13 protein-coding genes are annotated in these 11,770 nt (G+C 32.7%); 10 read left to right on the forward strand and 3 right to left on the reverse strand.

The annotated features are described in order from the left end of the window. Position 1: 1 nt before the first annotated feature. From DG435_RS15865 to DG435_RS15895, 7 genes are all read left to right on the forward strand, one after another. The gene (locus DG435_RS15865; protein ID WP_106791707.1) at positions 2-523 is read left to right on the forward strand and encodes a hypothetical protein; all 522 of its coding nucleotides are present in this window, start codon (positions 2-4) and stop codon (positions 521-523) included. An 18-nt stretch (positions 524-541) separates the two neighbouring features. Then, positions 542-1,270: a CsgE family curli-type amyloid fiber assembly protein gene (locus DG435_RS15870; RefSeq protein ID WP_106791708.1), complete on the forward strand. Its 729-nt coding sequence runs from the start codon at positions 542-544 to the stop codon at positions 1,268-1,270. A 10-nt stretch (positions 1,271-1,280) separates the two neighbouring features. Continuing rightward, entirely contained in the window at positions 1,281-1,685 is a 405-nt protein-coding gene (locus DG435_RS15875) for a curli production assembly/transport component CsgF (RefSeq protein WP_025666674.1), read from the forward strand. Positions 1,686-1,691: 6 nt separating this feature from the next. Further along, positions 1,692-3,176: a CsgG/HfaB family protein gene (locus DG435_RS15880; RefSeq protein ID WP_106791709.1), complete on the forward strand. Its 1,485-nt coding sequence runs from the start codon at positions 1,692-1,694 to the stop codon at positions 3,174-3,176. Positions 3,177-3,179: 3 nt separating this feature from the next. Then, on the forward strand, positions 3,180-4,667 hold the full coding sequence (locus DG435_RS15885) for a carboxypeptidase-like regulatory domain-containing protein (protein WP_234387055.1): 1,488 nt from the start codon (positions 3,180-3,182) through the stop codon (positions 4,665-4,667). Positions 4,668-4,804: 137 nt separating this feature from the next. Further along, on the forward strand, positions 4,805-5,983 hold the full coding sequence (locus tag DG435_RS15890; RefSeq protein WP_106791710.1) for an AIR synthase related protein: 1,179 nt from the start codon (positions 4,805-4,807) through the stop codon (positions 5,981-5,983). A gap of 12 nt (positions 5,984-5,995) precedes the next feature. Further along, entirely contained in the window at positions 5,996-6,319 is a 324-nt protein-coding gene (locus tag DG435_RS15895; RefSeq protein ID WP_106791711.1) for a cupin domain-containing protein, read from the forward strand. A 119-nt stretch (positions 6,320-6,438) separates the two neighbouring features. Here DG435_RS15895 and DG435_RS15900 read toward each other — a convergent pair whose 3' ends face one another. Beyond that, the gene (locus DG435_RS15900; protein WP_234387056.1) at positions 6,439-6,936 is read right to left on the reverse strand and encodes a peptide-methionine (S)-S-oxide reductase; all 498 of its coding nucleotides are present in this window, start codon (positions 6,934-6,936) and stop codon (positions 6,439-6,441) included. A gap of 237 nt (positions 6,937-7,173) precedes the next feature. On the opposite strand from DG435_RS15900, the gene DG435_RS15905 reads away from it, so the two are divergent. Next, the gene (locus DG435_RS15905) at positions 7,174-8,283 is read left to right on the forward strand and encodes a hypothetical protein (protein ID WP_106791713.1); all 1,110 of its coding nucleotides are present in this window, start codon (positions 7,174-7,176) and stop codon (positions 8,281-8,283) included. Positions 8,284-8,418: 135 nt separating this feature from the next. After that, entirely contained in the window at positions 8,419-9,978 is a 1,560-nt protein-coding gene (locus tag DG435_RS15910; protein ID WP_106791714.1) for a peptide MFS transporter, read from the forward strand. A gap of 121 nt (positions 9,979-10,099) precedes the next feature. On the opposite strand, the gene DG435_RS15915 is transcribed toward DG435_RS15910, so the two are convergent. After that, the gene (locus DG435_RS15915; protein ID WP_106791715.1) at positions 10,100-10,294 is read right to left on the reverse strand and encodes a hypothetical protein; all 195 of its coding nucleotides are present in this window, start codon (positions 10,292-10,294) and stop codon (positions 10,100-10,102) included. 92 nt (positions 10,295-10,386) lie between these two features. Beyond that, complete coding sequence (locus DG435_RS15920) at positions 10,387-10,785, reverse strand: hypothetical protein (protein ID WP_106791716.1); 399 nt, start codon at positions 10,783-10,785, stop codon at positions 10,387-10,389. A 120-nt stretch (positions 10,786-10,905) separates the two neighbouring features. On the opposite strand from DG435_RS15920, the gene DG435_RS15925 reads away from it, so the two are divergent. After that, positions 10,906-11,760: a GyrI-like domain-containing protein gene (locus tag DG435_RS15925; RefSeq protein WP_159025491.1), complete on the forward strand. Its 855-nt coding sequence runs from the start codon at positions 10,906-10,908 to the stop codon at positions 11,758-11,760. Positions 11,761-11,770: the final 10 nt, after the last annotated feature.

The following is an 11,770-nucleotide window of genomic DNA, read 5'->3' on the forward strand; positions in this document are numbered from 1 at the left end:
GATGAACAAAACCATTCTTATACAGGCATTGGGTTTTTTTATTTTCTTTACTTTTTCTAATGGGTATGCCCAAAATTTAAAGGAAGAAAATCAGCTTTCGATTACTGATCAAGATAAGTTTATTACCCTGTCTCAGGTTAATAATGCATTATCTGTTAGAGCAGAATCGTCATCCCTTTCTAATGGAGTAAATGCAGTTTTTATTCAACAAATAGGAACGAGTAATGCTGTGCTTTCTACTATTATTGCAGAATCTTCAGATATTAAAATAATACAGAATGGAGATCAAAATCTAGTAGAGATAAAGGAATCCGCCAGAGAAATAGAAAAGTCGATTATACAAACAGGAAATAATAATTCTGTAACTGATTTTTCTTTTAACCCTGATATATCAACTAATTTAGAACTTTTACAAGAAGGTAATAATCTAATTTTTGAACGATTTGGTAGTAATGAACTGTCGAAGAATTTGAAATTTAAAATGTCTGGCGATGCCAGAACTATAATTGTTAGAAGTTTTTAATAACAGACATATAAGAGTATGAAGTTTAAACTTGTCATACTTGCAACTCTATTTTTTCAGGTTTCAATTGCACAGTTCACAAATACTGATGTAGTTGCAAAAGTTAAAACAGTAACTATTGATGATATAATTTCTGTGGTTGCTACTGCTACTAATACTACAGAAGTATACAAAAGTTTGCAATATACTATTACCGTTTTTCGAACAGATGCAAATAATAATGTATCTAAAACTAATCAGGAAGGAAGATTTACGCTAGAAGCAAATGAAAATAGAGAGCTCTCACGAGGGGCAATTAGTGTAGATGAGAGCGATAAAATAGTATTGCTCTTATTGATCTATGAGGAAGATAAGATTATAGGCAAAGATAGACTTGCTTTTAATGAAGAAGCTGATCAGGAGTCTAAAACAACAGAAGGTGATGTTTCCTCTGATGATGGAATTGAGCTAAAAGGAATAGTAATAGAAGAGACTAAAACCAAACCAGGAAGAGACTTTTATGAATATTTCTATGCTTCATATACATTAAACCAAATAAATGGTAATAGAGTCGTAGGAGTATATGAAAAATTAAGCTTTGGGCGTAGTACCATTATTCAGGTAAAAATAGAAGATAATGTCATTCATGAATTTATAGGAAAACCAGATTTGGAATATTTAGAACAAATGTCGAAAATTGCAATTCGAAAAGTATATAAATATTTTAAGGATCTAAAAAAACAGAAGAACGATATTTTTCAGTATTAAAACAGTTAAGATGAAATCAATTTTAATAACGCTTTTTCTTGTTTTCTCGATATGTAGCTTTTCTTTTGGACAAGATTTGGTGTATAAGCCTGTAAATCCTGCTTTTGGAGGAGATACATTTAATTATCAATGGCTTCTTAGCTCTGCCGAAGCTCAGAATAAATTTACAGACCCTACTGATTCAAGAGATCAAAGATCGGATGTAGAAAGATTTACAGAAAATCTGAATAACCAGTTATTAAGCCAAATATCAAGAACACTATTTACCGAACAATTTGGAGAAGGAGGTCTTACTGAAGGGACATATAATTTTGGGTCTTTATTCATAGAAATCTTTCCTTCCGGAGAAGGGTTAGTAATCAATATTTTAGATACAAGCACCGGAGACCAATCCCAAGTAATAATTCCTAATTAATTTTTAATGTATCATAAGTTTTATAAAGTAATCGCAGTAATTTCTTGTGCATTTTTATTATACGGATGTGGGACGTATTTCAATCAGCCCATAACTATCGAGAATGCCAGAATAGGTGAAGATACAGAAGTTACAAAAACATTAAGGGATTTTCCGCCACCGGTAGAGCCTGTTGTTGTTGGGGTGTATAAATTTAGAGATCAAACGGGGCAATATAAGCCCACAGAGAATGGAAGCACTTTTAGTACAGCTGTTACTCAAGGAGCAACAACAATTTTGATCAAAGCACTCGAAGATTCTAAGTGGTTTGTGCCTATCGAAAGAGAAAATCTAAGCAACTTGCTTAACGAACGTAATATTATACGTTCTACAAGAAAAGAATATAGAAAAACCAAAAATACCAACGAACCACAATTACCACCATTATTATATGCAGGGATTATCCTCGAAGGAGGTATTGTGTCTTATGATTCTAATATCATTACTGGTGGATTGGGAGCAAGGTATTTTGGTGTAGGAGCTTCTACTCAATATAGACAAGACAGAATTACAATATACTTAAGAGCAGTTTCTACTTCTAGCGGTAAAATCTTAAAAACAGTATATGTGTCTAAAACTATTTTATCACAAGCCTTAGACGCGAATTTCTTTAGGTATATAAAATTTAAGAGACTACTTGAAGCCGAAACTGGTTTTACCAAGAATGAACCTGCTCAAATGGCAGTGTCAGAGGCAATAGAGAAAGCAGTAGAATCTTTAATTGTAGAAGGAATTGAAGATAAATTATGGGCTGTTAATGCAGAATCAGAAGCTGTAAATACATTAATAGAAAAATACAAAGCAGAAAAATATGAAGCTCAAAATACTGCCTTGTATGATCGATATTTTAAAGAAAGAAGAGCTAAGATCTCTGCGTTTTTAAAAGGGGGAACTGCTTTAGTTAGCGGGGATTATAATAATCCAGAGCTTACCTATTCTGCAAAGATTGGAGCCCGATGGTATTTTAATCCATACCTTAATGTTAATGTGAGTATTAATAAATTTGAACTTACTAATCAAAACTCATTCTCTAAGGGGTTTAATGCTTTTGATCTTAATACAGAATTAAATCTTTTACCCTTTGATAAATTATCTCCCTTCTTGTTTGGAGGAGTAGGTATTGTGAATGATGATGATTTTGATACTACATTGTTTAAATTTCAATATGGAGGTGGTGTAGAGTATTTAATTTCTGATAAAATAGGTATTTCTGTTGGAGCTACGCATAACCTGGTTCTTAGCGACGAATTAGATGGCGTAGTTCAAGGAAAACGAGATGATCAATACTTTAATTTTTCTTTTGGACTAAATTGGTATTTTGGAAACCCCGTGAGGGCGAATAAAAAATCAAGATTACAGAAACAAGAGAAAAATATAGAATTGCGTGAGTTAAGAAAAAGAAATAGAAAAATTAGAAAAGAAGGTATAATCCTAGAAGATAAAAACAAATAGGTTGTGAGAAAAATTATCATAAGAATAATAAGTGTTTTTGTAATTATAGCTGCAGCTTCTTGTAGTGAGGATACTATTGATTCTGAAGGTTTAGGGTCTGTTAAAGGAAAAGTAGTTAAAAAAGGAACTAACGAACCTTTAGAAAATGTAAAAATATCAACAAATCCTGCTTCAAGTACTGTTTTTACAGATAAAGATGGAGTCTATCATTTAAAAAATGTACCCTCGGGAGATTACTCTCTTTCGGGTCAACGAGAAGGACTATTAGCGGTTTTTGAAGCGGTTACAGTACTAACAGATAAAGAGCTTGAGGTAGTTCTTGAAATGGATATCGCAACAGCTACAAACCGCCCACCAGAAGCTGCAACTTTAGTAACACCAGTAGATAATGTAGTTGATCTTCCATTAGAAGTTAAATTGGTATGGAGTGCCAAGGATCCTGATAAAGATAAACTTACTTACAAGGTGAGTTTAAGGAACGAAGAAAATTCTAATGTAGAAGTTTTTGAAAATATTACTGATACAACATATACCGTATCCGGACTTTCTTTTAGTACAAAGTATTTTTGGCAAGTAAGCTCTAGTGATGATATTAATGATCCGGTTAATAGTACAACTTTTGCCTTTACGACTGCGGGACCACCAAACAATAGAATTGTATATACAAAACTAGTTGGCGGTAACAGTGTTATTTATTCTGCAGATGAGAGTGGAGGAACAGAAATAGCACTTACTTCGGTATCAAAAAATAGTTTTAGACCTAGAAGAAATGCTACGACCAAAAAGATTGCTTTTTTACAGTCGGTCGGCTCTCAGACTCATTTATTTACAATGAACCAGGATGGTTCACAAATAAAACAAATTACCTCCACGGTTGGAGTATCTGGGTTTAACCTTGAAGAAGTGGATTTTTCATGGGATGCCAATGGAGCAAAATTGTTATTTCCTAATCAGAATAAATTATATTCTATAAATATAGATGGAAGCGGCTTGAGCTTAATATATCAAACCACTGGTGATTTGATTACCGAAGTAGATAAAAATGAAAACACAGGTATAACTGCTATAAAAACAAATAATTTAGATGGATACGGAGTACAAATTTTTACCATTGATGGAGCTGGAGTGGTACAAAACACGGTGCTTACGGGCCAAAATGGTGCTGCAGGTAGTATCAATTTGTCTGTAGATGGCACTAAGTTATTATACAGCCGAGATATGTCTGGAGCAGAAAATCCAAATTATCGTCAATTAGATTCTCGTGTGTTTATCTATGATTTAGGCACTATGGTAAGTACAGATCTATCTACAGATAAAACAGCAGGAACTAATGATCTGGATGCTCGATTTTCACCAAACGAAGCCAGTATAATTTTTGTAAACACCTCGAATGATGGTATTTCTGAAAAAAATATCCTGACTGTACCCATTGCAGATTTAGATGGAAGGGTGACAATATTACAAAAAGCAGCAATGCCCGATTGGGAATAGCTTATTTCTAATTTTTGACTTGCGAATTATGATGCATGTATGATGTTAAGTTTAGTAATTTAGACTTTATAATTCGTACATCGTAATTCGCAATTCGTAATTAATTAAATTATCTTTGCGCTTTAATTTTCAATATAATGAGTCAAGAAGTAAGTAAACGTTATGCGCAACGTGGTGTTTCTGCGTCTAAAGAAGATGTACATAGTGCGATTAAAAACATTGATAAAGGACTTTTTCCAAAAGCATTTTGCAAAATTGTACCAGATCATTTAACCGGTGATCAAGAGTATTGTTTGATCATGCATGCCGATGGAGCAGGAACCAAATCTTCTCTGGCATATATGTATTGGAAAGAAACCGGAGATGTGTCTGTATGGAAAGGAATTGCTCAAGATGCACTAATCATGAATATCGATGATTTATTATGTGTGGGAGCAACCGATAATATAATGTTGTCTTCTACTATCGGAAGAAATAAAAACCTGATCCCAGGCGAAGTGATATCTGCAATCATTAACGGAACCGAAGAATTACTTAAAGAACTTAAAGGTTTTGGAGTTGAAATCCATTCTACAGGTGGAGAAACTGCCGATGTTGGAGATCTGGTACGAACGATTATTGTAGATTCTACAGTAACTGCTCGTATGAAACGTAAAGATGTAATTGATAATGCGAATATAGAGGCAGGTGATGTAATTGTAGGATTGGCTTCTTTTGGGCAGGCAAGCTATGAAAAAGAATATAATGGAGGTATGGGAAGCAATGGCTTAACATCTGCTCGACATGATGTGTTTAGTAAAATTCTTGCAGAAAAATACCCAGAAAGTTTTGATCCCTCTGTACCTTCAGATTTGGTGTACTCTGGTAAAACAAATTTAACCGATGCTGTGGAAAATGCACCGATCGATGCCGGTAAATTAGTATTATCACCTACCAGGACATATGCTCCTATTATTAAAAAAATATTAGCAAAGTTTGATAAAGAAACCATTCACGGAATGGTGCATTGCAGTGGTGGTGCTCAAACTAAGATTCTACATTTTATAGATAATCTGCATATCGTAAAAGATAACTTATTTGATGTTCCTCCGCTATTTAAATTGATTCAGGAAAATTCTGGGACAGATTGGAAAGAAATGTACCAGGTATTTAATATGGGACATCGTATGGAGCTCTATGTTTCTCCAGAAATAGCAGAAGAAATCATATCGATTTCAAAAAGTTTTAATGTAGATGCCCAAATAGTTGGCCGTGTCGAGGCTTCTGAAGAGAAAAAACTTACCATCAAAAGTGAGTTTGGAACTTATATCTATTAAATTGTTTTACCTATGATAGAGATTTCAAAAATCGAAGAGAAAGAGATAATGGAAGGTTTTAAAGGTAAATTTATCCATACCGAAAATTCAACTCTCGCTTTTTGGGAAATAAAGAAAGGGGCGGTTTTACCATTGCACTCTCATATTCATGAACAGACAACACAGGTTTTAGAAGGTAAATTAGAGCTAACAATCGGTGAAGAAACAAATATCTATGAAAAAGGATTTGTCGCCGTAATACCCCCGAATGTAGCTCATAGTGGAACTGCATTGACAGATTGCAGGGTCTTAGATACTTTTAGTCCGGTAAGAGAAGATTATAAAAATTTTGTTTGAGAATAGAATTCCTAAATGATACTTTCGACTGAATTTATGCAGAGCGATCATAATGCCCGAGATGGCTTTTATAAATGATATTTCAAATACCCTTATTGCTAATACTACAAATTAAGCCATTAAGAAAGAGTTGTTAATTCTGTGTATTTTTTTCGTAATATCTCCAATTTTGGATGAATATATTTTCTGCAAAAAGGCTTTTCGGGATTACGTGAATAATAATCGAGAAGCTCAACCCTTGAAGATTTAAATTTCCGAAATGCTAAAGCCTGGGTAATAACCTCATTGTCAAAATCTTTTTGAAGTGTATTAAGAATAATCTGTATGATTTGCTTATCAGATTCTTCAAAATAGTATACCGCACTTCTGTATTTTTCTCTAAAACTATGATTAGATGTGCTTTTGTGAGTGTGTAGATGAATTTCGATAAGATCTTTAAGTAGAATTATTTCTGGATCAAAATACACAAGTATTGCTTCAGAAAAATAAGAATTTTCTTTACAGCCTTTAATATACCCTTGCTCAACTTTTACCACTCCTTTTAAAGATTGAAAAACTGCTTCGGTGCACCAATGACATCCACCACCTAATCCTATTTTTTGAAAATTTGTAATCACTTTATAAAAGTCGTAAAAATATTCAAACTCATACATTAAAAACTATTACCGTATATCTTTCAATAGAAAAATACCATACAGTAATACATAAGGGCCAGTTTTATGATCCAATAAGATTTCAAAATTTGAATGTGTTTCTTTTTAAAGATATATGTAAATTGGTCGAGGATAATTATCGATCTTATTTTTGAAATTACTCTAAATTTCAGGTGAGAAATGATATTACACATAATTTATATGTCAGATATTACTAAGTTTTATAGCCTGGCACACATATGTATCGCTTTGATAGGAGGGATATTGTTATTGGCTATATGGTATAATATAAGGAAACGTTTTAGACAGTTTTTAGAAGAAGATGATTCTCAAAAAAGAATAGATAAAGGCTTGTTGTATTTAAGTCTAGCCCTTTTTGTATGGGTGTTTTCTGGAGGGTGGATTTATATGGGTAACCTCTTCTTATTTACAGATACGATTATCTACGATATAGGATATAGTTTTTTCTCGGTGCTGAATACTCTGGTTTTAATTATGGCACTATTTTATTTTGATTTTGCACCTCAGTTTTTGTCAAAAAACAAAAGAAATACTCTTATCCTTATAGGTATTGCAGTGGTAGTGTCTATTGTAACTTTTGTTTTAATTCAAACATTTAAAGATACACCTGTAGTTAATGGAATACGAATTAGTAGTGTCCCGGATTTGATGTTTTCTTGTCTACTTACTTGGTTACTTATTGTTTCGTTCTATAGGACATTTATGAATCGAGGATTAAAATTAGTAGCAGTAATTTCGGTAGTGGCCTTTTTTTTAATGCTAGTATCACAAATGCCAGATGTTTTTGTGGTAATGAGTAATGAATTGTATGGGCATTTGATAAAGATTATTGCTAAAACAACATTTATTTCAGTTTTCCTGGTGTTAGCAACAAGTTGGGTCATTCAACTGGCATTGACACCTAAGCCTAGTGAAATGACAATTAAATTTATGGATTGGTCATTGGTAAAAATAACAATTCCATCTAAAGAAATTTATGATAAAACCATAGATTTTGGTTCCAAAACAACGCAATACAAAAACTTATTAAAATTTGCCATAAAACGAAAATATGAGGTAGGAGATGGACAGTATTTATTAGTAAATTCTGGAGGAGAAATAAAGAGCCAGACCTATTTAAGCAGAATTATAGAAAATATCAATACAATACTTCAGTTACAGCCTATATCACAATTGGAAAGAAAAGATTTGTTCACATTTATGGGACAGGGAAAATACAGACTTCGAGTTATTCCAGAAAATATTAGCATTGATCAAACACTATTAGAAGAGTTCAATAAAACTTCATAAAACATAGATTGTGATTATTTGTAACTACTTGTAAGAGAATAACAATTTAATATAAATTACTATTTTTTAGAACTTTCCTTTTAGTTAATCATAAAGTATTGATGCTTTGTGTTTAGAATAATTTAAACACATAACATGAATTCAGATCAAACTGAAGTAAATAGGCAGGAAGTATTCGGACACCCCAAAGGATTATTGTATCTGTTTTTTGCAGAATTGTGGGAACGATTTTCTTTTTACGGTATGAAAGCACTTTTGGTGCTGTATATGACCAAACATCTTTTATATTCTGACGACAAATCATTTGGAGTAATGGCTGCATATATGTCATTAGTATATGTCACTCCTATGATTGGTGGTATTATAGCAGATAGGTATATTGGATATAGAAAATCCATCATACTTGGAGGAGTTTTGATGGCGGCAGGACATTTTTTTCTAACTATAGAGACCCCTGTGTTTTTCTACGGTTCACTGGCCTTAATAATCGTTGGGAATGGTTTTTTTAAACCCAATATTTCAACAATGGTAGGTACATTGTATAAAGAAGGAGATGGAAGAAGAGATTCTGGATTTACGATTTTTTATCTGGGAATTAATTTGGGAGGAGCAATAGCTCCATTAATGTGTGCCTGGCTTGCCGAATTATACGGGTGGCATTATGGGTTTCTATTAGCAGGAATAGGAATGTTGGTGGGGCTTGTAGTTTTTAAACGAGGAACACAACTAGCTGTTTTTGGCGATAAGGGACTAGTACCCGATATCAAGAATTATGAAAAGAAAATATATGGGCTTAACAAAGGAGATCGAGTATGGTTTTTGGCGTGGTTATCGGTTCCTGTATTTGCGTTAATCGTACGATTTAATGAATTTGAGCATTACCTGGTTTGGATTGCAACTTTCTTTTTGATAGGATATATATCCTATATTTTAACAAAAGTATCAATCAAAGAACGAAAAAGATTATTGGTTGCAGTGTATTTTACAAGTCTGTATGCTTTGTTTGCAGCAGTATTTGAACAAGCCGGTAGCTCACTTACATTATTTGCAGATAGAAATGTAAATCTTGTCGGTATTAATGCGGCACAAACTAATAGTATTAACTCTACCTGGATAGTAGTATTGGCAATCCCTTTTGCACTGCTATGGACATTTTTGAGTAAGAAAAAAGCAAACCCTAACTCGGCTATTAAATTTGGTTTAGGAATGTTGTTTCTGGGATTAGGGTTTCTAATTTTTGGGATGTCTGCTCAAGAAGTTGATGAATACGCAAGAACACCAATGTTTTATTTGATTTTTGGATACCTTGTGTTAACCGTTGGAGAATTATTTTTATCCCCGATAGGGCTTTCTAAAATAACCGAGTTATCACCGGTAAAATATGTTACCTTCATTATGGGGGTTTGGTTTTCAGCAAATTTCTATGGACATTTTTTTGCAGGAAAAATAGCAAAACTTACCACTGTAAAAGAAGGAGAAGCCAGTATTTTTTCAGAAGGCCTCTCAGGAACCATAAGTGAGACTATTACTGGGTTGTCTAACACGATGGTAGAAGGTAATAATACAGAAGCTTTTCAACAATTATACTCTTATGTGTCTGTATATGCCAATTTTGGTGTTATTACAATGGGAATAGGGGTGGTAGCAATTATGATTTCACCACTTATTAAAAAGTTAATGGTAGGTATACACTAATACATAAACCGGATTAAAGTTTTATTTTAAAATAAAATTCGCAGAAGTTGTTGTGTTGGAAATAGAAAGACCTTCAGGATCATGATCCTGAAGGCTTGTTTTAGTATAGAAACATAAGTCATTATGATTTAAATTTACCGATGATTTTTGTTTCGGCCTCTGTATCATCTTCTTTTGTATCTACAAGTTCAATGATATGATCATCATCAAATTTTCCATCTTTTTTCAGAATAAATACAGGAACAGGAAGTAAAGAGGCCATTATAATAAGTAATACCAAGGCTAAGCGCCTCAATGTTTTTTTAAACTTTTTCATTTCTGGGAATTAATAATACCTATTCGTTTCTTTTTGTAAGAAATAAACAAGTTGTAAATAGATTATTTGTAAATCGATAGGAGGATAAGATGTTATCCTGTAAAATTGAAATGAAAAGAATCTTCTTTATCGTTGTAAGAAGAATTGTATTGAGTGTTGATTATTTTATGTTTGTGAAACAAACGAATAAAAAAAGGTTGATTTTTTTTGATAACTCTGTTAAGCTTAGTGTGGTTTAATGATAAGAGAGTCAGGTGTTTGTGTTCGGTATATGGGGGATCACTGCTTTTTTCTGGATCAATAACATTGCTGAAAAAAATAATGTTTTGAGGCGAAGCAGACTCTTCTGGTGAAACCAGTAATTCAATAGTTTCTTTAAAATCAACAGGTTGAGTATAATTAGAATGCCCTCCAATATGTACTAAAAGAATAAGTATTCCTAACCATTTAGGAGTAAGAAAACTTAAATATGTACCTGTACGATTTTGCATGTCAATACAAATTTACGATTTTTTAACTAGGATAAGATGATACGATATTACAATGATGATTATATATAGTTGTCAATGTAGGACAATACTATAACCTGCTATATTTCATAAATTTGTACTGTGAATAAGAAAGATGCATATGTAAAGAGGATGCAAAGTACAGCCTTGTATCTTAGAGAGAATTTCAATACAACTTTTGAGATTAAAAAACTCGAAGAGGTTTCTAATTTCTCATATCGAAACCTACAACGCATCTTTAAAGGGTATTATAAAGAAACTATTGGAGCTTATATTACCAGACTTAAAATAGAAAGTGGAGCAAAAATGCTCTTATATCAAAACCAGACAATATCACAAATTGCAATAAAAGTGGGGTATTCTGATTTACAAGCATTTAGTAAAGCTTTTAAAAAACACTTTGGAATTTCTCCTCAGAGGTATAAAAGCAAAAAAGAAGACATCCTAACGTCGATAGTAAAGAATACTAAAGTAGCAATGAGTTTTTATGAAGAGAGAATAATCAACTTGCCAGAACAAAAAGTTTTTTATAAAACGATCATGGCAGATTATTATAGTGATAAAATTGAAGAAGTTTGGGATGAGTTACATGAAGAAGTTGTAAGATTAGGGGTGAATATATCCGAATCAGAAAGTATAGGGATTATTTGGGACGAACCATTAATATCAGAAGCAATCCGATGTAACTATGATGCTTGTTTTACATTACCTCAAGACTGTGATTATAAGAATAAGTTCAGTATAAAAGTTTTGCCAGAACAAACATATGCAGTTTTTACACATTATGGGTCTTATGGTTTATTACAAAAGACTTATGATAAGATTTTTGGAAATTGGATATTAAATACAAAGTATGAGGTGTCTGAATCCCCTTTTTTAGAATTATATAAAATAAATAACATGCATAGCGATGATCCCAAAGATTATGTAACAGAAATATATATCCCCATAAAATGATAATACCAAA

The sequence above is a fragment of the Aquimarina sp. Aq78 genome (genome assembly GCF_900299525.1).
In the GTDB taxonomy this organism is placed as follows: domain Bacteria; phylum Bacteroidota; class Bacteroidia; order Flavobacteriales; family Flavobacteriaceae; genus Aquimarina.